Genomic DNA, 24,601 nt, shown 5'->3' on the forward strand with positions numbered 1-24,601 from the left:
CCGCGGCACCCACTGGTGGCCCGGCACCCCCGGGAGGATGGCGATGAGCAGACTGCACGGCAGCAAGGATTTCTGGATCGGGGCGCTCCGAACGGAGGGCCCGGCCTTCGCCGCAGCGGTGGCCGAGGCACCGCCGGAGACACCGGTGCTGTCTTGTCCCGGCTGGACGGTCAACGATCTCACGCTGCACCTTGCCGGCATCTACCACTGGGTTTATTCGTTCGCCGGCTCCGGCGTGACCACCGCGCCGGCCCCCCGGGTCCAGGTCGAGGCGGACCGGGCCGAGGCGGCCCGGGGTCTGAGCGCTCTCCAGTTCTGGCAGCAGGGGTACGACCAGCTGATGACCCTCTTCGACGGGCTCGACCCGGAGACCCCGGCGTGGAACTGGGCTCCGCAGCCGAAGAAGGCCGGCTTCTGGCCGCGCCGGATGGCACACGAGACGGCGGTACACCGCTGGGATGCCCAGCTCGCCATCGGAGCCGGTGACCCGGTCGAGGCGAAGCTGGCCGCCGACGGCGTGAGCGAGGTGCTGGACACCTGGTTGCCCGCGGGCCGACGGCAGGTGCCGGGCGACTGGCACGGGGTGGTGCAGCTCTCCGCGGTCGACGCGGCCCAGGTGTGGTATCTGCGGCTGCGCGGCCAAGGGGTGGCGCTGCTCGACACCTCGACCATCTTCGACCACGACGACCATCACGCCCGGGCGCAGGTCAGCGGCAACGCGAGCGACCTGCTGCTGGCGCTCTGGGGCCGGGTCAGCTTCGAGACGCTGGATGTCAGCGGCGACCGGACCCTGCTCGACGGCCTGCGCACCGACTGACCGCCACCCGTCCCGCACGTCGAGGGCGTCACCCCACGGGGGTGGCGCCCTCGTTGGCGTCAATGTCTCGGTAACGAATGAAAACCGAGAGAGCGCTCTCTTGACAGCGCGGAAACGACCCAGCACCCTGTCCGTGAGAGCGCTCTCCCAGCCACTTGCCACCACCCGATCACCTTGAGAGGGGTCCGAATCCCATGGCTGTCTTCCCGCGCCGCCGCCTCGCCGCGGTGGCCCTCGCCGCCGCCACCGCCCTGCTCGCCACCGCCGGCTGCGGCGGCGCCGACGAGGCGGACGGGGACGGACCGGTCACGCTGACCGTCGACGTCTTCGGCCAGTTCGGCTACGAGCAGCTCTACCAGGAGTACATGAGCGCGCACCCCGACGTGAAGATCGTCGAGCGCGGTGCCGGCACCAACCTCGACGAGTACTCGCCGAAGCTGACCCAGTGGCTCGCCGCCGGCCGGGGGGCCGGCGATGTGGTGGCCATCGAGGAAGGCCTGATGGTCGAGTACAAGGCCAACCCCGGCAACTTCGTCAACCTGCTGGACCACGGCGCCGCCGACCTCAAGGGCAACTTCCTCGAATGGAAGTGGAACGCCGGGCTGACCGCCGACGGCAAGCAGCTGATCGGCCTCGGCACCGACGTCGGCGGCATCGCCATCTGCTACCGCTCGGATCTCTTCGCCAAGGCCGGCCTGCCCACCGAACGGGACGAGGTCTCCAAGCTCTGGCCGACCTGGCAGGACTACATCGCCACCGGGGAACGGTTCGTCGCGGCGAAGACCGGCGCGTCGTTCCTCGACGCGGCAACCAACACCTTCAACACCATCCTGCTGCAGACCGCCGGCAACACGACCGGGTACAGCTACTACGACACCAGCGGCAACGTGGTCGTCGACAGCAACCCGGCGGTACGACAGGCCTGGGACACCACGATGGACATCATCGACTCGGGCCTCTCCGGAAAGTACGGCTCCTGGTCCGAGGAGTGGGTCTCCGCCTTCAAACAGTCGAAGTTCGCCACCATCGCCTGCCCCGCCTGGATGACCGGGGTCATCGAGAGCAACGCCGGCCCGACCGCCCAGGGCAAGTGGGACATCGCTCGGGTGCCCGGCAACGGCGGCAACTGGGGCGGGTCACACCTCGCCGTGCCCAAGCAGAGCAAGCACCAGGCCGAGGCGATCGAGCTGGCCAAGTTCCTGACCAGCGCCAAGGGCCAGATCGGCGCGTTCAAGGCCAAGGGCCCGCTGCCCTCCTCGCCGCAGGCGCTCGACGATCCGGCGATCACCGGCGCGACCAACGCGTACTTCACCGGGGCACCGGTCGGCGCCATCTTCGGCACCGGCGCGAAGAGCCTGAAGCCGGTCTACATGGGCCCGAAGAACCAGGCCGTCCGCACCGAGGTGGAGAACGCCGTACGGACCGTGGAGCTGGGGCAGCGCAACCCCGGGCAGGGCTGGACCGACGCGGTGGCCAACGCGAAGAAGGCCGCCGCCAAGTAGCCAGACCCAGCGTGCGGGCGGGCTCCGGCTGCCGGAGTCCCGCCCGCACCGCGAAAGGAGCTCCCGGGCATGACCGTCCAGCTCGACGCCCGCCCGCCGGCCGCACCGACGCCCGGCAACCGCCGCGGATCGTCGGGTCGACTGACCCGACTCGACACCCGCTACTCCCCGTACCTCTACATCGCCCCGTTCTTCCTGCTCTTCGCGGTCTTCGGGGTCTACCCACTGGCGTACACCTTCTGGGTCTCGCTGCACGACTGGGACCTGCTCGGCACCGACCACCCGTTCGTCGGCGCGGCGAACTACACCCAACTGCTGGCCGACGCCGACTTCTGGCACGCGGTGGTCAACACGCTGGGCATCTTCGTCATCTCCACCGTCCCGCAACTGCTCGCCGCGCTCTGGCTGGCCAACCTGCTCAACCGAGGGCTGCGGGCCCGTACCGGCTGGCGGATGGCGGTGCTCGTCCCCAACGTGACCTCCACCGCCGCCGTGGCGATCGTGTTCGGGGTGCTCTTCGGCCGCGAGTTCGGCATGATCAACTGGATGCTCGACCTGGTCGGGGTCGACCCGGTGGCCTGGAAATCCGACCGGGTCGCCTCCTGGGTGGCCATCTCCGCCATGGTCGACTGGCGGTGGACCGGCTACAACGCGCTGATCCTCCTGGCCGCGATGCAGGCCATCCCCCGCGACCTGTACGAATCGGCGGCGATCGACGGCGCCAACCGGGTCCGACAGTTCTGGTCGATCACCGTGCCGCTGCTCAAGCCGACGATCATCTTCTGCGTCATCATCTCCACCATCGGCGGGTTGCAGCTCTTCACTGAGCCCCGGCTGTTCCACTCCGGCACCAACCCGATCCGGGGCGGATCGCTCCGGGAGTCGCAGACCGTGACCATGTACATGTTCGAGAACGCCTTCGCACCGCACTACAACTTCGGGTACGGCTCGGCCGTGGCCTGGCTGCTCTTCGCGCTCATCGCGATCGTGGCGGCGGTCAACGTGCTGGTCCTGCGCCGGATGGGCGGCGGATCGGGACCCGGTCCCGGGAAGGGAGCGGCTCGATGAGCCGGCTCTGGCGGGCCAGCCCGCTGACGTACCTGGCCCTGGTGATCGCCGCTGGGATGTCGGTCTTTCCGATCTGGTGGATGTTCGTGGTGGCCAGCCGGTCCAGCGACGCGATGGGTCAACTGCCGCCGCCGATGACCCCGGGCGGCAACCTGGGAGCCAACATCGCCCGGCTGTTCGACAACACCGACGCGTACTTCCTGACCGGCCTGATCAACTCGACGATCGTGGCCTGCACGGTGACCGTCTCCGTGGTGTTCTTCGCCAGCCTGGCCGGCTTCGCCTTCGCGAAGCTACGGTTCCGCGGCCGCAACGCGCTGCTGTTGGCGATCATCGCGACCATGATGGTGCCGACCCAGCTCGGCGTGATCCCGCTGTACATGTTGATGACCCGGCTGCAGTGGAACGACCGGCTGCCCGCGGTGATCGTGCCGGCACTGGTCACCGGGTTCGGGGTCTTCATGATGCGGCAGTACGCCGGACAGGCGGTCAGCGACGAGCTGATCGAGGCCGCCCGGATGGACGGCTGCGGCACGGCCCGGATCTGGTGGCACGTGGTGGTGCCCGCGCTGCGACCGGCCGCCGCCGTGCTCGGCCTGCTCACGTTCATGACCACCTGGAACGACTTCCTGTGGCCGTACGCTGTGCTGAACGACCCGGCGAACCCGACCGTTCAGCTCTCCCTGCGGGCGCTGTCAGACGGGTACTACCAGGACATGTCGCAGGTGTTCACCGGGACGGCCATCGCGACGCTGCCCCTGCTGCTGGTCTTCGTGCTGTTCGGCCGGCAGATCATCGGCGGGATCATGGAAGGTGCGGTCAAGGCGTGAATGAACTCCGGTTTCCCGAGCACTTCCTCTGGGGAGCGGCCACCGCCGCGTACCAGATCGAGGGCGCGGCCCGCGACGACGGACGCGGCCCGTCCATCTGGGACACCTTCAGCCGCACACCGGGAAAGGTGTACCAGGGCCACACCGGCGACGTCGCCTGCGACCACTACCACCGGTACGCCGACGACGTGGCGCTGATGGCCGAGCTGGGGCTGCGGGCGTACCGGTTCTCGGTCGCCTGGCCACGGATCCAGCCGGACGGCACCGGCCCGGTCAACCCGCGCGGCCTGGACTTCTACGACCGGCTCACCGACACGCTGCTCGACCGGGGGATCGACCCGATCGTCACCCTCTACCACTGGGACCTGCCGCAGACCCTGGGCGACCGGGGCGGCTGGACCAACCGGGACACCGCCGAGCACTTCGCCACGTACGCCACGGCGATGTACGCCCGGCTCGGCGATCGGGTGGACGTCTGGACCACGCTGAACGAGCCGTGGTGCTCGGCCTACCTCGGCTACGGCAACGGGGTGCACGCCCCCGGCGAGCAGGACCCGGCGGCGGCCTTCACCGCCGTACACCATCTGCTGCTCGGGCACGGCCTGGCGGCGCGGGCGTTGCGGGCGGCCGGCGCACGCAGCGTGGGCATCACCCTCAATCCGGCCGACGTGCGGCCGGCCGACCCGCAGAGCGCCGCCGACGCCGCGGCGGTCCGCCTGGTCGACGGCCTGCACAACCGGATCTTCCTCGACCCCCTGTTGGCCGGTGGCTACCCGGACGACGTGCGGGAGCACGTGGCGCGGATCGTCGAGCCGACGTTCATCCGGGACGGCGACGAGAAGCTGATCGCCGCCCCGATCGACCTCCTCGGGATCAACTACTACCAGCCCAGCTACGTCGCCGGTCGGCCCGACGGCGCTGGCGGCGGCGGTGCGTACCCGGGCACCGAGGGCGCGGTGCAGTTCCTGCCGCCGGCCGGGCCGCTCACCGACATGGACTGGATGATCGAGCCGGCCGGGCTGACCCGGCTGCTGGAACGGATCGCCACCGACTACCCCGGGGTGCCACTGCTGATCACCGAGAACGGCGCGGCGTTCCCCGACAAGCCGGGCGCCGACTCGCCCGACGGGCCGGGGCAGGTGATCGACACCGACCGGATCGCCTACCTCGACGGGCACCTGCGTGCCGCACACGAGGCGATCTCCCGGGGCGTGGACCTGCGCGGCTATCTCGTATGGTCATTCCTGGACAACTTCGAGTGGGCGGAGGGCTACCGCAAGCGGTTCGGGATCGTGCACGTCGACTACCTGACCCAGCGGCGCACACCGAAGGCCAGCGCCCGGTGGTACCAGGAGGTGATCTCCCGGAACGGGCTGTGACGAGCGGGGGGAAGGCGCTATGACGACGGCGCAACGGCCGACGCTCGAGGCGGTGGCAGCGCTGGCCGGGGTGTCCCGGGCCACCGTGTCGCGCGTGGTCAACGGCTCCACCACCGTCGCCGAGCCGATCCGGGAGGCGGTCAACCGGGCGGTCGCCGAGCTGGGGTACGTACCCAACCTGGCCGCCCGCAGCCTGGTCACCCAGCGCACCGACTCGATCGCCCTGGTCATGCCGGAGGCGGCCACCCGGGTCTTCTCCGACGACCAGGTCTTCCCCGGCATCATCCGCGGGGTCAGCCAGGAGTTGGAGGCGGCCGACAAGCAGTTGGTGCTGATGCTGGCCGGGTCACCGGCCGGGCACCACCGGGTCGAGCGGTTCACCACCGGCCGGCACGTCGACGGGGTGCTCTTCGCGTCGCTGCACGGCGCCGACCCGCTGCCCGGAACGCTGGCCCGACTCGGCATCCCGGTGGTGTGCAGCGGCCGGCCGCTCGGCGACGTGCCCGTGCCGTACGTGGACGTCGACCACGTCGGCGGCGTGACGGCGGCCGTGCGGCACCTGATCGACAGCGGTCGCCGGCGGATCGCCAGCATCGCCGGGCCACAGGACATGGTGGCCGGGATCGAACGGCTCGCTGGCTACCGCGACACGGTGGCCGCCGCCGGGCTACCCGAGCTGGTCGCGATCGGCGACTTCACCCGGGAGTCCGGGGCTGCGGCGATGCACCGGCTGCTCACCGAGCATCCCGACCTGGACGCGGTCTTCGCCGCCTCCGACCTGATGGCGCACGCCGCCATGCGGACGCTGCGCGAGGCCGGTCGTCGAGTGCCGGAGGACGTCGCGGTGGTCGGCTTCGACGACATCGAGACCGCCGCGTACACCGAGCCGCCGCTGACGACCGTCCGGCAGCCGATCGTGGAGATCGGCCGACGGATGACCCGACAGCTGCTCCGGCTGGCCGCCGGCGAGACCATCGAGCCGGCGGTCATGCTCCCCACCGAGCTGATCCTGCGCGATTCCGCCTGATTCGGCCAGGCCGCGCTCGCCGGGGCGCGCCCACAAGATCCACACAACTGCCTGCCGCCGGTTAATGCGTCGCTCGGGCGCCCGATCGTGGTTAGCCTCGCCGGCATGCCGCAATCCGTCGCGTTGTTGCACGTCCCTGCCCTCACCGACGTCGCCGAGTACGCGTACGCGGCAACCGTCGAGCCGCCCGCCCGGCTGGTGTTCACCGCCGGCGCGTGCCCGCTCGACGCGGAGGGACGGACCGTCGCGCCGGGCGACCACGCGGCGCAGGCCCGGCAGGTGATGGCGAACCTGGAGACCGCCCTCAATGCGGCCGGGGCCCAACTCAACGACGTGGTCAAGACCACCGTCTACGTGGCCTCGTCACGGCAGGCGGACCTGGTGACGGCCTGGGAGGTGGTACGGGACTTCTTCGGCGACCACGACCCGCCCAGCACCCTGCTCGGGGTGGCCGTGCTCGGCTACACCGATCAGCTCGTCGAGGTCGAAGCGGTCGCCGCCGTTCGGACGGGAGCCTGATGCGGATCCGCGTGGCACGACCCGACGACGCTCCGGCCGTGGTGGCGCTGCGGGCCATCGTCTACCCGTACCTGGTACGCGGGGTCGAGTCGACCCGCAAGATGCTCGCCGAACCGCCGCCCGAGGAGGGGTGGACCGCCTTCGTGGCCGAGGTCGACGGACAGGTGGTCGGCTGGGCTTCCGCCCAGCGCGTTGCCTGGACCTCGACGCCGGACGTCGGCGACATTGCCCTGCTGCACGTCCACCCGGAGCACCGGCGGCGCGGCATCGGCAGCGCGGTGCTGGCCGCCGCGACGGATCACCTCACCCCGCTGGGGATCCGCCGGGTCCGCACCTGGGCGCAGCCGGACTCGCTGCCGTTCGCCCGCCGGCACGGCTTCGAGCCAAGCCGGGAGGTGCGGTACTCCGCGCTCGACCTGGACCCGGCACCGCCCGCGCCGGACCTGCCGGCGGGCGTACGGCTGCACCCGATCGCGGACCTGGACCCGCACCGGCTGTACGTGGCGAACGTGGCCGCGGGGGCCGACGAGCCGAGTGACGTCCCGATCGACGCGGTCAGCTACGAGAGCTGGCAGTACGACGTCTGGGAGAACCTCGGCCTGGACAAGGCGGCCAGCACCGCCGTCGAGGTCGACGGGGAGATCGCCGCGTTCAGCCTGGTGAAGCGGGACGGGGACCGGATGTGGTCGGACTACACCGGCACCGTCCCGGCGTACCGGGGTCGAGGGCTGGCCCGGCTGGTCAAGACGGCGGCGCTGCACCGGGCCGCCGCCGGCGGCGTCCGCGTCGCGTACACCTCGAACGACGAGGCGAACGCGCCGATGCTGGCAATCAACGCGCGGCTCGGCTACCGGCCGGTCGCGTCCCAGTGGTCCTGCCTGGCCGAGCTGACCTGATCAGCGTCGGTCGGCACGAGGAACCCGGCGCGTCCGAGGGCTTTCGCTATGCCGAGGGGTCGGCGTCGAAGACCTGGCGCGCGGTGGCGTGGGTATCCGCCCCGAAGAGGACCATGCGCGCCTCGGTGACGTTCGCCGGCGCGGCCGGGCGCAGCACCGTCAGCGCCTGGCGGACCGCGTCCTCGATCGGCCAGCCGTAGATGCCGGCGGAGATCAGCGGGAACGCCACGGTGGACGCGCCCAGCTCGTCGGCTATCCGCAGGCTGTTGGCGTAGCAGTCGCGCAGCAGCGCCGAGCGGTCCTCGCCGGCCGACCAGACCGGCCCGACGGTGTGGATGACCCAGCGGGCCGGCAGCTCCCCGGCCGTGGTGGCCACCGCCTGCCCGGTGGGCAGACCCCGGCCGTACCGGGACGCCCGCAACGCCCGGCACTCGGCCAGGATGGCCGGGCCGCCGCGCCGGTGGATGGCACCGTCCACTCCGCCGCCGCCCAGCAGGGACGAGTTCGCGGCGTTCACGATCGCGTCCACCCGCTGGACGGTGATGTCGCCCTCGACGAGGTTGATCTGCATATCAGCGCCCCTCGATGGGGTGGCCTGCCGGCGGCGCGGGCACCCGTTCGTCGATGGGCTGGCCGAGGGATCGGCGGGCCAGCAGAGTCGCACCGGCGACCGCGGCCGGCATGATCAGCACCGCGCCGAGCGGGATCAGGAAGCAGACGAAGACCGCCACTCCGAAGCCGAGCGCCATCGGTCGGTCCGCCTTCAGCACGGACCGGCGGTCCGGCAGCCGCATCCCCCGCCGGTAGAAGGGTGCCCCGACCAGCTCCAGCGCGAGGAACCAGCCGCCCACCGCCGCCCCGATCACCGGGACCACCGTCTGACCGACCACCGGGATGAAACCGGCGACGAAGAGCGGAATGCCGACCAGCGCCGCGAGGGCCACCAGCCGTACGGAGTCGGCGATGCTGCGGCGCAGCGAAGGCCAGAAGGAGACCTCCACCGCGCCGGGAGTGCCCCCGAGCCGTTCCTCCACCCGCTCGGAGATCTTCTCGTAGAACGGGTCTCCGATCACCAGGGTCACCGCCGTGAAGGTGAGCACGCCGAGCAGCCCGCCGAGACCCAGGATGGCCAACCCGGCGATCACCCGGACCAGGTTGCGGGCGGTGGTCGACCAGTCGTCGGCGAACGGCGTGACCAGTGCGGCGATGTCGTCCACGAAATACGCCAGGGTGGCGATCGCGGCCACGAAGAGCGCACCGGAGATCAACGCCGGCACGATGCCGAGCAGCATCATTCCCGGGCTGCGCACGTAGAGGCCAAGCCCACGCAGGAGCAACCCGACCCCGGCGAAGAAGCGTCCGACGACCCCGGTCACCGGGCTGGCGATTCTGCTGGCGTCCACGACCGAGCAGCCTAGCGATCAGTGCCAACCGCCGCCGGGCGGCGCGTTGACAGGGATCCCTTCCGTCCACATCAACCGGTTGGTGGATCGCCGGGGTCAGCCGCTGCCACGAAAGATCACCAACGGCTGGTCGATTCGCCGCCGAGCCGCCGCCGCCACGCTGAAGAGGTACGGGTACGACGGCGGAAGGCGGCACGATGCCGGTCATTGAGGTGACCAACCTGCACAAACGGTACGGCGACCTGGTGGCCGTGGACGACGTTTCGTTCACGGTCGAGGCCGGGGAGATCTTCGGGGTCCTCGGCCCGAACGGCGCCGGCAAGACCACCACGGTGGAGTGTGTCGCGGGGCTCCGCGTCCCGGACGGGGGCGGGGTGTCGGTCCTCGGGCTCGACCCCCGTGGGGACGCGGCCCAGCTCCGCCAGCGGGTTGGCGTACAGCTCCAGGAGAGCCAACTGCCGGACCAGCTGCGGGTCGCCGAGGCGCTGGAGCTGTACGCCTCGTTCTACCGCAACCCGGCCGACCCGGCGGGCCTGATCGACAGGCTGGGTCTGGGCGAGAAGCGGAACACCGCGTACAAGAAGCTCTCCGGCGGCCAGAAACAGCGGCTGTCGATCGCGCTGGCGCTGGTCGGCAACCCGAGCGTCGCGATCCTGGACGAGCTGACCACCGGGTTGGACCCGCAGTCCCGGCGGGACACCTGGGCCCTCATCGAGCAGATTCGGGACAGCGGCGTGACGATCGTGCTGGTCACCCACTTCATGGAGGAGGCCGAGCGGCTCTGCGACCGGGTAGCCGTGATCGACCGGGGACGGGTCGTCGCACTGGACAGCCCGGCCGGCCTGGTGTCGACGGTGGCCCCGGAGCAGCGGGTCCGGTTCCGGCCGTCCGCCCCGGTCGACGACCAGCTCTTCACGGACCTGCCCGAGGTGATCTCCGTACACCGCACCGGCAGTCAGCTGGTGGTGACCGGCACCGGGGACGTGCTGCACGCGGTCACCTCGACGCTCGCCCGCAACCAGATCATCGCCGCCGACCTGCGGCTGGAACAGTCCACCCTCGACGACGCGTTCGTCGAGCTGACCGGGCACCGGCCCGCCGCCTGAGGGAGAACCGACATGCACGCCTTCGGGCAGATCCTCAAGATCGAAACACGACTCTTCCTGCGGGACTTCGGCTCGCCGCTGACGACCGTCGCGTTGCCGCTCGCACTGCTGCTGGTGTTCGGGCTGATTCCGGCGGGACGCCAGCCGGAGGCGCAGTTCGGCGACCTCTCCTTCGTCCAGTACTTCGCGCCCTCGCTGCTGGTGATCACGCTCGCCATGTCGGCGGTGAACATCCTGCCCACGGTGCTGGCCACCTACCGGGAACGTGGGGTGCTGCGCCGGCTGGCCACCACCCCGGCCAGCCCGGCCGCGCTGCTGGCCGCCCAACTGGTCATCTCGCTCGGCACCATCCTGGTCAGCGCCGTGCTGCTCGTCGTGGTCGGCCGGTTGGCGTTCGACGTACCGCTGCCCCAGCACCCACTGGGCTTCACGCTGGCCCTCATCCTCGGTACGGCGGCCCTACTGGGGCTGGGCCTGCTGGTGGCGGCGGTGGCGCGGACGACCAAGTCGGCGCAGGCGCTGGCCGTGCCGCTGTTCATGGCGGTCATGTTCTTCGGCGGCGTCTACGTGCCCCGGTTCCTCCTGCCGGACTTCCTGGTCCGGATCGGCGACTACACGCCACCCGGGGTGCAGGCGCTGCTCGATGCCTGGACCGCGGATGCTCCGCAGCCGCTGCACCTGGCGATAATGGCGGTCATCGCCGTGCTCGCTGGTTCGGTCGCGGCGAAATTGTTCCGCTGGGAGTGAGCGGGGGTCCGATGACCAGCATCGCCGAGCAGGTTGATCGGCTGGCAACCTGGGAGGCCCGGGAGGCGGGCCTCCACCGGGTGCTCCCATTCATCGGGCTGGCCGTCGGGGCACTGCTCACCACCGCCGCGCCGGCGCCCATGGGCCGCTCAGCGATCCCCCACCTGCTCGTCGCCGCAATCGCGGCGGGCTGGATTGCCTGGTTCGTCAGCCTGCACCCCGATTGGGCGACCCGGCGCACGCTGATGGTCGTCTACTACGTCGGGCTGCTCGCGCTCAGCGCCATGCTGGTGCTGAGCAGCCCCTGGTACGGCTTCTTCAGCTGGGCCGGATTCCTGCACGCGATGATGCTGCCTGGCAACTGGCGGTTCGCCGGGGTGGCTGCCTCGGCCGTCCTGGCAGGCACCGCGCAGGGCGGCGGTCTGCCGCACTCTCTGTCGCACTGGCTGCTCTGGTGCGTGCTGGTGCTGTTCAACCTGGGCGCGGCCGGTGGGATGATCTGGTTCGCCACCATCGCCGAGCGGCAGCACGCCAACCGCAAACGGCTGGTCGAGGAGCTGGCCGAGGCGAACCGCCGGCTGGCCGAGACGATGCGGGAAAACGATGGGCTGCACGCCCAGCTACTCACCCAGGCCCGGGAGGCCGGGGTGACCGACGAGCGGCAGCGGATGGCCCGGGAGATCCACGACACCCTGGCGCAGGGCCTCACCGGCATCATCACCCAGCTGGAGGCGGCCGGGGTGGCCCGGGACCGGCACGCCGACTGGCAGCGGCACGTGGACACCGCGGTCGCCCTGGCCCGGGAGAGCCTCACCGAAGCACGCCGCTCGGTGCGGGCGGTCCGCCCCGAGGCGCTGGAGGCCGCCCGGCTGCCCGAGGCGCTCGCCGAGCTGACCCGGCGCTGGTCGACGATCAACGAGGTACGCGCCGAGGTGAACGTGACCGGCGACGCCCACCCGCTGCACCCGGAGGTCGAGGTGACTCTGTTGCGGACCGCTCAGGAGGCGCTGGCCAACGTGGCCCGGCACGCCAAGGCGTCCCGGGTCGGGCTCACCCTGTCGTACATGGGTGACGTGGTCACCCTGGACATCCGGGACGACGGCACGGGTTTCCCGGTTACCGACCCGCCCGCCCTCCACCGTCCCGACGGCGGATACGGGCTGATCGCCATGCGGCAGCGGGTGGCCGGCGTCGGCGGCGAGCTGGCCGTCGAGAGTGAGCCGGGCTGCGGCACCGCCGTCTCGGCGTCCGTGCCCGCACTTTCCGGGGGTGCCGGGTGAACGCCCCGGTCCGGCTGCTGATCGTCGACGACCACCCGGTGGTACGGGACGGCCTGCGTGGCATGTTCACCGGCGACCCGGATTTCGAGGTGGTCGGCGAGGCCGGTGACGGTGCCGAGGCGCTCGCGCTGGCCGCGCACCTGCGTCCGGACGTGGTGCTGATGGACCTGCGGATGCCCGGGATGAACGGGGTGACCGCGATCGACCGGCTGGCCCGTTCCGGCAGCTCCACCAAGGTGCTGGTGCTCACCACGTACGACACCGACGCCGACGTGCTGCCGGCCATCGAGGCCGGCGCCACCGGCTACCTGCTGAAGGACGCGCCCCGCGACGAGCTGGTCCGAGCGGTACGGGCCGCCGCCCGGGGCGAGTCGGTGCTGTCCCCCAGCGTGGCCGGCCGGCTGATGGGGCGGCTCCGCGCGCCCGCCGAGGAGCCGCTGAGCCAGCGGGAGCTGGAGGTGCTCACCCTGGTGGCGAAGGGCGCGTCCAACCGGGAGGCGGCGGCCCGGCTGTTCATCAGCGAGGCCACGGTGAAGACCCACCTGCTGCACGTCTACGCCAAGCTCGGGGTCAACGACCGTGCCGCCGCCGTGGCCGTCGCGTACGACCGGGGCCTGCTCACCCCCGGCGGGCGGTGAGCGGGGGCCGGGCAGGATGGGCGGATGCGCGCCTCCCGACTGATCTCGCTGCTGTTGCTGTTGCAGGCCCGCGGGTCGATGACCGCGGGCGAGCTGGCGCGGGAGCTGGAGGTCTCCGAGCGGACGGTCTACCGGGACGTGCTGGCGCTCTCCGCCGCCGGGGTGCCGGTCTACGCCGACCGGGGCCGGGCCGGCGGGTACCGGCTGCTCGGCGGCTACCGGACCCGGCTGACCGGGCTGACCCGGGACGAGGCGGAGGCGCTCTTCCTCTCCGGCCTGCCCGGGCCGGCCGGCGACATGGGGCTCGCCGACGCGGTCGCCGCCGCCGAGCTGAAGGTGCTCGCCGCGCTGCCTCCCGCGCTACGGGACGCCCCGGCCCGCGCCGGGCAGCGGTTCCACCTGGACGTGCCGGGCTGGTTCCGGGAGACCGGACCGCCGCCATGGCTGACCGAGTTGGCTCGGGCGGTCTGGCGGGACCGGGTGGTGCAGCTGGGGTACCGGCGCGGCGACCGGGAGGCGACCCGCCGGGTGCAGCCGTACGGGCTCGTGCTCAAGAGCGGGGTCTGGTACCTGGTCGGCCGGGTCGGCGAGGACGCCCGCACCTACCGGGTGGACCGGGTGACCGGGGTCGAGGTGGGCGAGGAGAGCTTCGACCGGGACGAGGACTTTGACCTGGCCGGGTACTGGCGCGAGCAGGCCGGGTCGTTCCTGCGGACCATGCTGCGCGCCGAGGTCACCGTCCGGCTCAGCCCGGCCGGCCTGCGCCAGCTCCGGCACCTGGTGGACGCCCCCTTCGTGTACGACGAGGTGGTCGCCACCGCCGACGAGCCCGACGGGCAGGGGCGGGTCGTAACCCGGCTGCCGGTCGAGTCCGTCGAGGTGGCGTACCACCAACTTCTCGGGCTCGGCCCCGAGGTGGAGGTCCTCGAACCACCCGAGCTACGGGAGCTGTTCGCCGACGCGGCGGACCGGCTCCGCGAGCTCTACCGGTAGCCGGTGACGTCCGCCGGCTTGCCGGCGTTGACCACCTCGGTGATGTACCGGATGGCCTCCGGCTGGCTGCCGTCGACGTCGGTGAACCCGTACACCTTGGCCAGCGAGCCGGCGTCGACGGACTCGCCGTTCCAACGGGCCTTGTCCTCGTCGGCGGCCAGCGCGGCGACCGCGCGTCCGACGAAGGCCGGCGTCTCCGAGATGAGGAAGTGCGGGTCGGTGGCCGCCCCGTCGCGCCAGTTCTCCTCGGTCACGCCGAAGATCTCCAGCATCGCCTCGGAGCGGAGCCAGCCTGGGGTGAGAGCGACGGCGCTACAGCCGTGCGGCTTCAGCTCGTGCGCCTGGCTGAAGGCGAGTCGGTTGACCGAGGCCTTGGCCAGGTCGTAGAAGACCGAGAGTCGATAGTTGTCGTCGTTGTACGCCTTGGTGCCGTCGCCGATCTCCACCACCAGGCCGCCAGGCTTGCGGATCAGTAGCGGCAGCGCGAAGTGACTGGTGATGATGTGCGTGTCGATGGCCAGGCGCAGGGTGCGGAAGCCTGCGTCCAGCGGCTGCTCCCAGATCGGCTTCTCCCAGGTGACCAGCGGGTCGCCGCCCCAGATGTCGTTGACCAGCACGTCGAGGTGGCCCTGCTCGGCGTCGATTCGGGCGACCAGGTCGCGGACCTGCTCGGGCACCAGGTGGTCGACCCGGACGGGGATGCCGACGCCGCCCGCGGCGGTGACCAGCTCGGCGGTCTCCTCGATGGTCTCCGACCGGTCCATCTCCGAGCGGCCGGCGCGGCTGCTGCGGCCGGTGGCGTACACGGTGGCCCCGGCGGCGCCGAGCTGGACGGCGATCTGCCGACCGGCACCCCGGGTAGCGCCGGCGACGAGCGCGATCTTTCCTGCGAGCGGTTGTGTCATGCCTTCGAGGCTGCCAGCAATACCTGACAGCCTCCGTCCGAATTCCGGATCGGGTCACGAGCGGCCGGCGGGCATCCACGCCGCCCTGTCGAGCTGCCCCATTTGTGGGGCAGCTCGACGTCTGGGCACGCTCGACGTCTGGGCACGCTCGACGTCTGGGCACGCTCGACGTCTGGGCACGCTCGACGTCTAGGCCCGCTCGACGTCTAGGCCCGCTCGACGTCTAGGCCCGCTCGACGTCTAGGCCCGCTCGACGTCTGGGCACGCTGGACGTCTGGGCCCGCTCGACGGGCGGCGAGCCACCCGTGCCACGCCCCATATCTGGGGCAGCTCGACAGGCCCGCATCCAGTCATGCCCGGCCGAACGGCTGCCCGGCTGTCACTGCACGTCGAACTCGTTGCCCTCCGGGTCGGTCATGGTGGTGTGCACGCTGCCCCGGTCGGCGACCTCGCGCAGCACGGTGGCGCCAAGCCCGACCAGCCGCTGCACCGTCGCCTCCCGCTCGTCCGGGCCGGCGTGCAGGTCGATGTGCAGCCGGTTCTTGACCTGCTTGGGCTCCGGCACGGCCTGGAACAGCAGCCGGCGGCCGAGACCGATGCCGCTGACCGGTTGGACCGGGTCCTCCGGGTGGCGGACCGCCGCGAGTTCCCGAAAGGCCCGCCGGCCGTCGACCTCGACGTACTCGTCCGACCCGACTCTGCCGGCCGCGGCCAACTGGTCGATGAGGGCGCTGTTGTCCTCGACCTCGTATTCGAGGGCCGCCGCCCAGAACCGGGCCAGCGCGATCGGCTCCGCGCAGTCGACGACGAGCTTCCATGCCAGGGCCATCTGGATCCCCTTCACCTTCGTCGGCGACCCGCAGCGTGCGGACCACCCCTGTAACCGTTTATAGTGGTTACGTGACCGACGTCGCAAGTGGAATCACCCTGGTGTCGCTGCAAGGGGCCCGTTTCCTCTTCGATCCAGGAGCGCTCTGCCTGGAGTTCCTCACCAGCGGCGGGCCGGGCATCGGGGCCCGTTTCGAGGTGCTGCACCGCCCGGCGGATCTCGCCGACTGGCTGGGGCGGTCGCGGCTGCGCTTGGACCCTGCCCGGGTCGACGTCGACCCGGCGGAGTTGGCCGCCGCGCGGCGCCTGCGGGACGCGCTGTGGCGGCTGGTGTGCGCCCGCACCGGCACCCGGCCACCGGCCACCACGCCCACGGACTTCGACGCGACGCCCGGCGACCTCGACACCCTCAACGAGGCGGCGGCCGCTGCGCCGCTGGCACCCCGGCTGGATGCGGACGGGACGCGGCACTGGGTGCTCCCGGCCAGCGGGCAGCAGGCCCTCGCCAGCATCGCCCGGGACGCGATCGACCTGTTCAGCGGGCCGTACGCCGACCGGATCCGGGAGTGCGGCGCGCACAACTGCTACCTGGTCTTCGTGGACACCTCACGCCCCGGGCAGCGCCGCTGGTGCAGCATGGAGCGCTGCGGCAACCGGCACAAGGTCCGGTCGCTGCGCGCCCGCCGGGACGCCTAGTCCACCAAGCGACAGCGCCCCTCAGTCCGCGAGGCGACAGCGCCGCTCAGTCCGCGAGCCGGACGCGGACCCGGCGATTGGCCCGGCCCTTGCTCTCCACCTTGACCACCTGCACCTTGCCGATCTGGGCGGTGGAGGCGACGTGGGTGCCGCCGTCGGCCTGCACGTCCAGCCCGACGATGTCGACGATCCGGACCTCCTGCTCGTCCGGCGGAATGAGGTTGGACTGGGTGCGGATGATGTCCGGCAGAGACAGCGCCTCGACGCGCGGCAGCACCCGGACGGCAACCGCACGGTCGGCGGCCACCTCGGCGTTGACCAGCTCCTCGATCCGGCTCTTGAAGTCGGCCGGCACCTCGGGCAGGTTGAAATCCATCCGAGCCTCGCCCGGTTCCATGTTGCCGCCGGTGACCAGCGCGCCGAAGTCGCGGAACACCACTCCGCAGAGCACGTGCAGCCCCGAGTGGGTGCGCATCAGCCGGGTGCGGCGCTCGTCCTCCACCGCGCCGGTCACCTCGGTGCCGGGCGGCGGCAGCGGATCACCCTCGGCGGGAATCAGGTACGGGTCGTCGCCCTTGCGGGTGCCGACGATCCGGGTCTGCACGCCCTGCCAGAGCAGCACCCCGTGGTCCGGCGGCTGCCCCCCGCCGCCCGGATAGAAGGCCGAGCGGTCCAGCACGATGCCCTGCTCCGGGTCGGCGTGCAGGACCGTGCAGGTCCACTCGCGCAGGGTCGGGTCGGCAAGGTCCAGCCGGTGCGTCCGGCCATGTTGTGTGACGCCCATGACAGGGAACGCTACTCGTTCAGGAAGCTGGACACTCGCTCCCGCAGGTCGGCGCGTTCCGTCCAGAGCACGCCGGGCCGGTCGTACACGTGCAGGGTGGCCTGGGGCAGCGCGGCCGCGAGCTGCTCGGCCACCTCGACCGGGTGCAGATCGTCGCCCGCACAGCCGATCACCAGCGCCGGTGCGGTGACCGCCGCCAGGGCGGTGGCGTCGCGCAGCGGCGCCTGCTCCGGCAGGGTGGCCAGACCGTCGGCCAGACCGTCGCGGAGCAGCTGGTCGAGCCGCTGCCGCAGGTACGCCCAGCCGGCCGGGGTGTTGCGCACCGCCGTCGGCAGCTCCAGCGAGACGATGTCGGCGACCGCCGAGGCGTCCCCGCTCTCCACCGCCTCCAGCAGGTCCGTGACGCGTTCCTGGGCGACCTGGCCGCGCGGCTGGTCAAGCACCGCCGGGAGGAAGAAGACCAGCTTCTCGAAGCGTTCCGGGCTCTCGGCCAGCAGCCGGCAGAGCGCACCCGCGCCGAGGCTCACCCCGAACGCCCGACTGGCGCCGCCGAGATCCGCGACGGCGCGCAGATCCCGGGCCAGGTCCAGGTAGCTCCACTGCCCGGCCGGCGCGTCGGAGCGGCCGTGCCCGCGGAACTGGAAGAACACCTTGCGGCCGGTCACCCCGCTGCCGAAGGGGCGGGTGGTGGCGATGCCGTTGCCCAGCCCGTGCGCGAACACGGTGACCGGATCACCGGTGCCGGTGACCAGCCGCTCCAGCCGTACCCCGTGCGGGGTGGTGATCAGCTCGGTCTCCGGCTCCGGCAGCGCCGGCCGGCCGGTACGCGGACCACCCGGACCGGGCCCCCAGGTGCGAGGCCCACCGTCCGGCGGGGGTGGCCAGCGGAAACTTCTCACCAGAACCCTTTGCCGTCGCTCAGGTCGCGCAGGCCGACCCGGACGTCGAGCAGGTAGATGAGGGCGGCGGCGATGCCGATCAGTCCGAAGAGGCTGATCGGACCGAAGCCGAGAAGGGTCAGCACCAGGCAAACCGCCAGGATGGCGATCCAGCCACCCTTGGGCAGCGTCCCGATGGCGGGGAAGCCGTCGGAGCGCTGTGTGACGGCGTGCACCAGCGCGACACCCTGGATGATCAGCGCGAAGACGAGCAGGATCAGCTCGATCACGTAGCGGACTTCGAACGCGAAGATCGGCGCGGCGTTGGCCATGCCGGCAAGCTTATGTCGACGACCCCGACTACGTCCGACAAGGACGCCGCCGGGGTCGTCGACACCACGAACTACTCGGCCGCCGGACGGGTCCGCTTGGTGGCCCGGGGCAGCTTCGCCGACGGGGTCGCGGCCGGCTTGGCGGCCGGCTTGGCGGCCGTCCGCGCCCGGGCGGCCTTCTTGACGGCGGCCGGCTTGGCCTCGGCGATCTCGGCCACCTCGGCCGGGCTCGGCACGTCGGCCGGGCTGGACACCTGGGCCGGGCTCACCGGGGCGGTGGCTACCGCGTCGGCGGTCGCCGGCGCCACGGCCTGGGTCGCCTCGATGTCGGCGTTGACCGTCTCGGCGGCCTCCAGCACGCCGGCGCCGACGACCCGCTCACCACGGGCGACCAGGGCGCCGTACGCGGCGAACGCGCGCTCCTGCGCGGCCTGGGCACCGGCGACCACCACAGCGGCGTTACGGGTCGCGGCGGCGCGCAGCTTGTCGAGGTCGGTGACCTCGCGGAGCTTGGCCAGGTCGGCGGACTCACGGAGCTTGGCCAGGTCCAGCTCGGCCTGAGCCCGGCCGCGCAGGGTCTCGGCGGTCTCGTTGGCGGTACGCAGCGTCTCGGTGGCCTTCTGGCGCAGCTCGAAGCCGGTCAGCACGGCCCGGCCGCCCAGGTCGGCGACGACCCGGGTGCCGAGGACGCCGACCACGGCCGGCAGCTTGCGCAGCTGCTGGAGGGCCAACTCTCCGGCACCGGCGGCGGCGTAGATCGGGGCGGGGATGCGGTTGGTCTTCGGCTCGGTCATGAGGTCTCCTCTTCGGCCGCGTCGGCGGCCTTCCGGACCGCCGGACCGGCGGCCTTCTTCTCGGGGGTGCTGGTGCTGGGCGGGGCGGGGGCGGACCCCGCCTCGGTGACGGCGACCGACTCGAGCACGGCCTCGGTCGGGGTGCCGCCCGCGGTGGTGGGGCCGGTCGCGGCCAGGTTGGCCACGTCGGCCGGCTGGTCGGCGATGTCGGTCGGGGTGGTCACCCCGGCCGCGCCGCCGGTGTTCGTGCCGGCGCCCTCGGCCTTGGCCTCGGCCTCGGCCAGCCGGGCGTTCTCCCGGCGGAAGGTCTCGTAGATCTGGCTGAGCGACTGCTTCTGGGCCATCGTCAGGTCGGCGTCCACCGCGATGGCGGCGAGCACACCGTGGCCTTCCTTGTCGTCGAGCAGCCCGGCCCGCAGGTACATCGCCGGGGTGGATACCCGCAGGGCGCTGGCCAACTGCTGGAGCACCTCCGCGCTGGGCTTGCGCAGGCCGCGCTCGATCTGGCTGAGGTACGGGTTGCTGACCCCCGCCTGCTCGGCGAGCTGCCGCAGCGAGATCTTCGCGTTGCGCCGCAGATCGCGGATGAACCCGCCGACGTCGGGGAGGTCCTTCGGTGTGGCCATGACACCGACGCTAACCGACCCCGCTAGCTCCTGCAAGCAAAACGCTAGCAAGAGTTAGCAAGGTCTCAGCATCTTGTTTGCGCGCCGCTCGTCGGATCCGTACCGTCCGTCCGTGCACAAGACCACAGTCAATGGAGCAGTCATCGCGTACGACGAGGCTGGCAGCGGCTCGCCCGTCGTGCTGCTACACGCCGGCATCGCCGACCGTCGGATGTGGCGGGGGCAGTTGTCCGCGCTCGCCGCCCGGCACCGGGTGATCGTCCCGGACCTGCGCGGCTACGGCGACTCCGAGTTGCCTCCGATCCCGTTCGCGCACCACGACGACGTGGCCGGCCTGCTGGACGCGCTCGACCTGCCCCGGGCCGCCCTGGTCGGCTGCTCCTTCGGCGGGTCGGTGGCCATCGACACCGCGCTGGCGTATCCGGACCGGGTGAGCGCGCTCGCGCTGTTCGGCACGGCAGTCTCCGGCAACGAGTGGTCCGAGGAGGCCAACGACCTCTGGGACAGCCTGGTCGGCGAGGTCGATCCCGACGACTTCGCCGCCGGAGCGGCCGGTGAGGTGCGGTTCTGGGTGGTCGGCCCGGGCCGTCAGCCGGCCGACGTCGACCCCGGGCTGATCGCGTTCGCGCAGGAGATGGATCAGCGCGCGCTCGCCGCCGAACTGGCCCTCGGCGCGGTGGAGGTGGGCGAGCTGACGCCACCGGCGATCGAACGCCTCGGCGAGCTGCGGCTGCCCGTCCTGGTCACCGCTGGCGCGGCGGACGTGCCGGACATCCGCCGGCTCGCCGACCGGATCGCCGCCGAGGCGCCCGACGCGGTACGGCTGCCCGACGTGCCGGACGCCGCACACCTGCTGCCGCTGGAGCGCCCCGAGCCGGTCAACGCGGCCCTGCTCGACTTCCTGAGCTGAGCCCGCCCGACTCCGCAGAGCCCGCACCGAGGGTGTCGGGCGAAGAGGCTGATACCTCAGAGGCATATTTATGCCTCTGAGGTATCGCGCTCATCCGTGAGTGGCCGGCCCCGACGGTCGGGACCAGCCGCCGCTCACCAGAGCGGACGGACCGCGCCGACCGGGACGCCGCCGCCGAAGAGCGGCACCTCGGCGTATTCGGCAAGCACCGGGGCGTCCACGCCGAGCCGGCGCAGCGCGGAGACCAGCACCGGCATCCGGGCCCGGTCGGCGCCATCGTCGATCTTGAGCGCCACCGCGCCGACGCCCGGCAGGCCCACGGCGATCACGCCCTCGGCGCCAACCTTCGCCAGCAGGCCCGGAACGCCGCGCATCAGCCGGGTGTCGTCGGCCCGGGTGCCACCCACGATCTCCGGGTGGGCGCGCATGGCGTCGGCCACCGCGCGCGGCACCGAACCGGGCTCGGCGTCGACCAGCCGGAGGTACGCCCCGGCCAGACCGGTCAGCGATACGGCGAGCACCGGGGCGCCGCAGCCGTCCACCCCCACCGCCGCCGCCTGCTCACCGGTGAACTCCTCGATGGCTGCCCGCAACCGCTGCTGCAACGGGTGCTCCGGCCGCCAGTAGCCGTCCAGCGGCCACCCGGCGGCCTGGCAGGTCAGCAGCATCCCGCTGTGCTTGCCGGAGCAGTTCATCTGCACCCGGGTCGGGCCGCCCCCGGCGCGCAGCACGGCCTCCCGGGCCGCCGCGCCCACCGGCAGGTCGGGCGGGCAGTGCAGGGCCGAGGCGTCCAACCCGGCCCGATCCAGCAGCGCACCGACCCGGGCCAGGTGGAATTCCTCACCCGCGTGACTGGCCGAGACCAGCGCCAGGTCGGCCGGGTCGGTCAGCGGCAGGCCGGAGCGGAGCATCCCGATCGCCTGCATCGGCTTGCTGGCCGAGCGGGGAAAGATCGGTGCGGTCACATCCCCGACGGCTGCCACCGGCACACCGGCGGCGTCCAGCACCACCACCGAGCCGCGGTGCGCGCCCTCCACGAACCCGGACCGGACCACCTCTGCGAGCGGCGCGCCGCCCTCGTACGTCTTTCCCACGTGCTGGACGGTACCGACGGTCCCGGGGGTCTCGGCGGCGGGGTGACCAGGTCGTCCACCGCCCGGGTGACAGGGGTGCCCGACAGAGCCGGCCTTACAGGCCGAGCAGCTCGCGGGCCTCCGCGGTGGTCAGCGGCGGCCGCTGGGCGAGCTGGGCGAAACCGACCGCGCGGGCGACCAGTTGCATGTTGGACTCCACCGGCCGGCCCTTGGCGTACGTCACGGTGTCCTCCATGCCGACCCGCAGGTGCCCGCCGGTCGACAGCGAGGCCAACATGACCGGGATCGTGCTGCGACCGATGCCGGTGGCCGCGAAGGTGGTGCCCTCCGGCAGGTCCCGCAGCATCCGGTGCGCCGCGACCAACGTCTCGGTGGTGCCCGGCATACCGCCCGGCACACCCATCACGAAGTCGACGTGCACGTGCCCCCCGGCCGGCAGGCCGTACTTGCCCAACAGCCGCTGCAACGCGGACAGGTGGCCGAGGTCGAAGATCTCGTACTCCGGCACGATCCCGCGCTCCTGCATCCGGGTGTGCAGGTCGACGATGAACTCCCAGCGGTTGAGGAAGACGTCGTCGCCGAAGTTGACCGTGCCCATGGTGCACGAGGCCATGTCCGGGCGGGCGTCGAGCACGGCCAGCCGGGATGCCTCCGGGTCGGTCACCGCGCCGCCGGAGGAGAGCTGCACGATCAGGTCGGTGCTCTCGCGGAGCGCCGCCACGGTCTCCCGCAGGCGCACCGGGTCGAGGGTCGGCCGCGCCGCGTCGTCGCGGATGTGGACGTGGATCACGGCAGCGCCGAGGGCCTCGCACTCCTTGGCGGTGAGCACCAGCTCGTCGAGCGTCACCGGCAGCGCCGGCACCTCCGCCTTGGCCGACTCCGCGCCGGTCGGGGCTACCGTGATCAACGTCCCTGTCGTCATGCCGGCGATCCTAGACGGCCCGGTCAGGCCGGGTCGATCGCCGCCGCGGTCTCGCCGATCCGCAGCGCGGCGTCCTCCGGGACGTTCCGCTTCAGCACCGCCAGGGCGATCTGGCCCAGCTCGTGGTGCAGCACGGCGGTGCCGACGAAGCCCACCGCCCGGCCGTCGAGGGTCACCGGCGTACCGGCGGTCGGCGGCTGGTCGGTGGTGATCCCGTCCAGGTGCAGCAGCACCAGCCGACGCGGCGGACGGCCCATGTTGTGCACCCGGGCCACCGTCTCCTGCCCCCGGTAGCAGCCCTTGTCCAGGTGCACGGCCGGGCCGATCAGGTCCACCTCGGCCGGGATCGTCCGGTGGTCGGTGTCCACCCCGACCCGGGGCCGCCGGGCAGCCACCCGGATCGCCTCGTACGCCCAGAGCCCGGCGACCGGTACGCCAGCGCCGCGCAGCTCCGCCACCACCTGCTCCATCGCGGCCCGGGGCACCAGCAGGTCCACCCCGAGCGGGCCGCGTCGGGCCCACCCGCCGGTGGGTAGCGGGCGTACGTCGTACCGAACGCTCGCTCGGGGTGGCACGGCACCGGCGGTGAACTTCGGACCCGGCACGGCGATCAGGTCCGGTGCGGCCATCCCGGTCACGCCGAGCACGCCCAGCACGTCCGTCGCCGCCGGCCCGACCAGGGACAGCAGCGCCCGCTCGGCGGTGGCGTCGCGCGGCTCGACCTTGCTGAAGAACCGCATCTTCTCCAGGTACGCCAGCAGGCCGGCGGTCGCCCCCGGCTCAGTGTCCAGCCAGGTGGTCTCGCCATCCTCGGCGACCATGGCATGTTGCTCGACGTGCCCGTGCGGGGACAGCACCAGCAGCTCGGTGCCGTCGTTGGCGGCCAATGTCGCCAGGTGCTGCGAGGTGATCGTGTGCAGCCAACTGGCCCGCTCCTCCCCCGGCACCGCGATGATCCCCCGGTGCGACCGGTCGACCAGGCCGACCTCGGTGTCCAGGATGCGCTGCTCGCGCAGGGGGTCGCCGTAGTGCGCGGCCACCCCTCGCACCCCGGCCGCCGCGTGTGCCGGCTCCGGCTGGTCGCGGCTGGCCTCGTCGATGCTCTCGACGGCCACCGCACCCGCTATGTCGATCATTTCTGGTCCCCGTTCTCGCAGCGTCCGCAGACACCGAAGAGTGACACGTGCCCGATGTCCACCCGGAACCCGCGCTGCGCGACCAAATGGTCGGCGAGCGGGCGGAGCAACTCCGGATCGATCTCGTCGATCGCGCCGCACTCCCGGCAGACCAGGTGGACGTGCTGGTGCTCACCGGCCGCGTGGTAGGTCGGCGAGCCGTGCGAGAGATGCGTGTGGGTCACCAGGCCGAGCCGTTCCAGCAGCTCCAGCGTGCGGTAGATGGTGGTGATGTTGACGCCGGCAGCGACCTCCCGCACCGCGTTGTGCACCTGCTCGGGGCTGGCGTGGCCCAGATCGAGCACCGCTTGGAGGACAAGCTGCCGCTGGGCCGTCAGCCGCAGCCCACGGGCCCGCAGCATTTCCGCGAGGGAGGATTCGGACACCGTCCGATCATAGTTCGGCAACCATGCCGATCTCCGCATCGCGATGGACCGCCGCTAGGCTCGACG

Annotated in this window: 28 protein-coding genes; 15 read left to right on the forward strand and 13 right to left on the reverse strand. The window is 72.1% G+C overall.

The window, feature by feature from the left end; all coding sequences use genetic code 11:
- Nucleotides 1-43 precede the first annotated feature (43 nt).
- The 8 genes from ACFY29_RS19950 to ACFY29_RS19985 all read left to right on the forward strand — a co-directional run bounded on the left by ACFY29_RS19950 (nt 44) and on the right by ACFY29_RS19985 (nt 8,038).
- A complete protein-coding gene (locus tag ACFY29_RS19950) occupies nt 44-817 on the forward strand; it encodes a maleylpyruvate isomerase family mycothiol-dependent enzyme (protein WP_355601596.1) in 774 nt (257 codons plus the stop codon).
- A gap of 194 nt (nt 818-1,011) precedes the next feature.
- Nucleotides 1,012-2,319, forward strand: coding sequence for an extracellular solute-binding protein (locus ACFY29_RS19955; protein WP_328420825.1), 1,308 nt, complete (start codon nt 1,012-1,014; stop codon nt 2,317-2,319).
- 69 nt (nt 2,320-2,388) lie between these two features.
- On the forward strand, nt 2,389-3,387 hold the full coding sequence (locus ACFY29_RS19960) for a sugar ABC transporter permease (RefSeq protein ID WP_355601598.1): 999 nt from the start codon (nt 2,389-2,391) through the stop codon (nt 3,385-3,387).
- Nucleotides 3,384-4,217: a carbohydrate ABC transporter permease gene (locus ACFY29_RS19965; protein WP_328420829.1), complete on the forward strand. Its 834-nt coding sequence runs from the start codon at nt 3,384-3,386 to the stop codon at nt 4,215-4,217. The genes ACFY29_RS19960 and ACFY29_RS19965 overlap by 4 nt, the downstream gene beginning before the upstream one ends.
- On the forward strand, nt 4,214-5,596 hold the full coding sequence (locus tag ACFY29_RS19970; RefSeq protein WP_328420832.1) for a GH1 family beta-glucosidase: 1,383 nt from the start codon (nt 4,214-4,216) through the stop codon (nt 5,594-5,596). The genes ACFY29_RS19965 and ACFY29_RS19970 overlap by 4 nt, the downstream gene beginning before the upstream one ends.
- A gap of 19 nt (nt 5,597-5,615) precedes the next feature.
- The gene (locus ACFY29_RS19975) at nt 5,616-6,623 is read left to right on the forward strand and encodes a LacI family DNA-binding transcriptional regulator (RefSeq protein WP_328420834.1); all 1,008 of its coding nucleotides are present in this window, start codon (nt 5,616-5,618) and stop codon (nt 6,621-6,623) included.
- Nucleotides 6,624-6,728: 105 nt separating this feature from the next.
- Complete coding sequence (locus ACFY29_RS19980; protein ID WP_386988080.1) at nt 6,729-7,142, forward strand: RidA family protein; 414 nt, start codon at nt 6,729-6,731, stop codon at nt 7,140-7,142.
- Nucleotides 7,142-8,038, forward strand: a complete 897-nt coding sequence (locus ACFY29_RS19985; protein WP_386988083.1) for a GNAT family N-acetyltransferase — start codon at nt 7,142-7,144, stop codon at nt 8,036-8,038. Before ACFY29_RS19980 ends, ACFY29_RS19985 begins: the two co-directional genes overlap by 1 nt.
- A 46-nt stretch (nt 8,039-8,084) precedes the next feature.
- Here ACFY29_RS19985 and ACFY29_RS19990 read toward each other — a convergent pair whose 3' ends face one another.
- Both ACFY29_RS19990 and ACFY29_RS19995 read right to left on the reverse strand, forming a co-directional pair.
- The gene (locus ACFY29_RS19990) at nt 8,085-8,609 is read right to left on the reverse strand and encodes an O-acetyl-ADP-ribose deacetylase (protein WP_386988086.1); all 525 of its coding nucleotides are present in this window, start codon (nt 8,607-8,609) and stop codon (nt 8,085-8,087) included.
- 1 nt (nt 8,610) lies between these two features.
- Nucleotides 8,611-9,441, reverse strand: a complete 831-nt coding sequence (locus ACFY29_RS19995) for an EI24 domain-containing protein (protein WP_386988089.1) — start codon at nt 9,439-9,441, stop codon at nt 8,611-8,613.
- Between the two features lie 197 nt (nt 9,442-9,638).
- Here ACFY29_RS19995 and ACFY29_RS20000 point away from each other — a divergent pair, with 197 nt between their 5' ends.
- From ACFY29_RS20000 to ACFY29_RS20020, 5 genes are read left to right on the forward strand one after another with little or no spacing between them, the layout of a single operon-like run.
- The gene (locus ACFY29_RS20000) at nt 9,639-10,547 is read left to right on the forward strand and encodes an ABC transporter ATP-binding protein (RefSeq protein ID WP_386988092.1); all 909 of its coding nucleotides are present in this window, start codon (nt 9,639-9,641) and stop codon (nt 10,545-10,547) included.
- Nucleotides 10,548-10,559: 12 nt separating this feature from the next.
- Complete coding sequence (locus ACFY29_RS20005; protein ID WP_386988095.1) at nt 10,560-11,294, forward strand: ABC transporter permease; 735 nt, start codon at nt 10,560-10,562, stop codon at nt 11,292-11,294.
- A gap of 11 nt (nt 11,295-11,305) precedes the next feature.
- Complete coding sequence (locus tag ACFY29_RS20010; protein ID WP_386988098.1) at nt 11,306-12,574, forward strand: sensor histidine kinase; 1,269 nt, start codon at nt 11,306-11,308, stop codon at nt 12,572-12,574.
- Nucleotides 12,571-13,212, forward strand: a complete 642-nt coding sequence (locus ACFY29_RS20015; RefSeq protein ID WP_386988100.1) for a response regulator — start codon at nt 12,571-12,573, stop codon at nt 13,210-13,212. Before ACFY29_RS20010 ends, ACFY29_RS20015 begins: the two co-directional genes overlap by 4 nt.
- 24 nt (nt 13,213-13,236) lie before the next feature.
- Nucleotides 13,237-14,205 (forward strand): helix-turn-helix transcriptional regulator, encoded by a 969-nt coding sequence (locus ACFY29_RS20020; RefSeq protein WP_386988103.1) that lies wholly within the window; start codon nt 13,237-13,239, stop codon nt 14,203-14,205.
- Here ACFY29_RS20020 and ACFY29_RS20025 read toward each other — a convergent pair.
- Nucleotides 14,196-15,110, reverse strand: a complete 915-nt coding sequence (locus ACFY29_RS20025; protein ID WP_386988106.1) for an SDR family oxidoreductase — start codon at nt 15,108-15,110, stop codon at nt 14,196-14,198. The two genes, ACFY29_RS20020 and ACFY29_RS20025, sit on opposite strands and share 10 nt — an antisense overlap.
- Nucleotides 15,111-15,489: 379 nt before the next feature.
- Nucleotides 15,490-15,939 carry a VOC family protein gene (locus tag ACFY29_RS20030; RefSeq protein ID WP_386988109.1) on the reverse strand — a complete coding sequence of 150 codons (450 nt, stop codon included), beginning with the start codon at nt 15,937-15,939 and terminating at the stop codon, nt 15,490-15,492.
- Between the two features lie 71 nt (nt 15,940-16,010).
- Here ACFY29_RS20030 and ACFY29_RS20035 point away from each other — a divergent pair, with 71 nt between their 5' ends.
- Nucleotides 16,011-16,634 (forward strand): CGNR zinc finger domain-containing protein, encoded by a 624-nt coding sequence (locus ACFY29_RS20035; RefSeq protein WP_386988112.1) that lies wholly within the window; start codon nt 16,011-16,013, stop codon nt 16,632-16,634.
- A gap of 46 nt (nt 16,635-16,680) precedes the next feature.
- Here the strand turns inward: ACFY29_RS20035 and ACFY29_RS20040 are convergent, their stop codons facing one another.
- The 5 genes from ACFY29_RS20040 to ACFY29_RS20060 all read right to left on the reverse strand — a co-directional run bounded on the left by ACFY29_RS20040 (nt 16,681) and on the right by ACFY29_RS20060 (nt 20,048).
- Nucleotides 16,681-17,418 (reverse strand): alanyl-tRNA editing protein, encoded by a 738-nt coding sequence (locus tag ACFY29_RS20040; RefSeq protein ID WP_386988113.1) that lies wholly within the window; start codon nt 17,416-17,418, stop codon nt 16,681-16,683.
- 11 nt (nt 17,419-17,429) lie between these two features.
- Entirely contained in the window at nt 17,430-18,317 is an 888-nt protein-coding gene (locus ACFY29_RS20045; protein ID WP_328420862.1) for an alpha/beta hydrolase, read from the reverse strand.
- A complete protein-coding gene (locus ACFY29_RS20050) occupies nt 18,314-18,628 on the reverse strand; it encodes a DUF2516 family protein (protein ID WP_328420864.1) in 315 nt (104 codons plus the stop codon). Before ACFY29_RS20050 ends, ACFY29_RS20045 begins: the two co-directional genes overlap by 4 nt.
- Nucleotides 18,629-18,699: 71 nt before the next feature.
- Entirely contained in the window at nt 18,700-19,422 is a 723-nt protein-coding gene (locus tag ACFY29_RS20055) for a hypothetical protein (RefSeq protein WP_386988118.1), read from the reverse strand.
- Nucleotides 19,419-20,048, reverse strand: a complete 630-nt coding sequence (locus ACFY29_RS20060) for a helix-turn-helix domain-containing protein (protein ID WP_386988121.1) — start codon at nt 20,046-20,048, stop codon at nt 19,419-19,421. The genes ACFY29_RS20055 and ACFY29_RS20060 overlap by 4 nt, the downstream gene beginning before the upstream one ends.
- Before the next feature lie 112 nt (nt 20,049-20,160).
- On the opposite strand from ACFY29_RS20060, the gene ACFY29_RS20065 reads away from it, so the two are divergent.
- The gene (locus ACFY29_RS20065) at nt 20,161-20,958 is read left to right on the forward strand and encodes an alpha/beta fold hydrolase (RefSeq protein ID WP_386988124.1); all 798 of its coding nucleotides are present in this window, start codon (nt 20,161-20,163) and stop codon (nt 20,956-20,958) included.
- A 134-nt stretch (nt 20,959-21,092) separates the two neighbouring features.
- On the opposite strand, the gene ACFY29_RS20070 is transcribed toward ACFY29_RS20065, so the two are convergent.
- The 4 genes from ACFY29_RS20070 to ACFY29_RS20085 form a co-directional block, all read right to left on the reverse strand.
- The gene (locus ACFY29_RS20070; protein WP_386988127.1) at nt 21,093-22,052 is read right to left on the reverse strand and encodes an asparaginase; all 960 of its coding nucleotides are present in this window, start codon (nt 22,050-22,052) and stop codon (nt 21,093-21,095) included.
- A gap of 94 nt (nt 22,053-22,146) precedes the next feature.
- Nucleotides 22,147-22,974: a 3-keto-5-aminohexanoate cleavage protein gene (locus tag ACFY29_RS20075; protein WP_355601631.1), complete on the reverse strand. Its 828-nt coding sequence runs from the start codon at nt 22,972-22,974 to the stop codon at nt 22,147-22,149.
- Nucleotides 22,975-22,997: 23 nt separating this feature from the next.
- Nucleotides 22,998-24,110, reverse strand: coding sequence for a YgfZ/GcvT domain-containing protein (locus ACFY29_RS20080; RefSeq protein WP_386988130.1), 1,113 nt, complete (start codon nt 24,108-24,110; stop codon nt 22,998-23,000).
- Nucleotides 24,107-24,535 (reverse strand): Fur family transcriptional regulator, encoded by a 429-nt coding sequence (locus ACFY29_RS20085; RefSeq protein ID WP_386988133.1) that lies wholly within the window; start codon nt 24,533-24,535, stop codon nt 24,107-24,109. The genes ACFY29_RS20080 and ACFY29_RS20085 overlap by 4 nt, the downstream gene beginning before the upstream one ends.
- Nucleotides 24,536-24,601: the final 66 nt, after the last annotated feature.

The sequence above is a fragment of the Micromonospora sp. NPDC000668 genome (assembly GCF_042897975.1).
In the GTDB taxonomy this organism is placed as follows: domain Bacteria; phylum Actinomycetota; class Actinomycetes; order Mycobacteriales; family Micromonosporaceae; genus Micromonospora.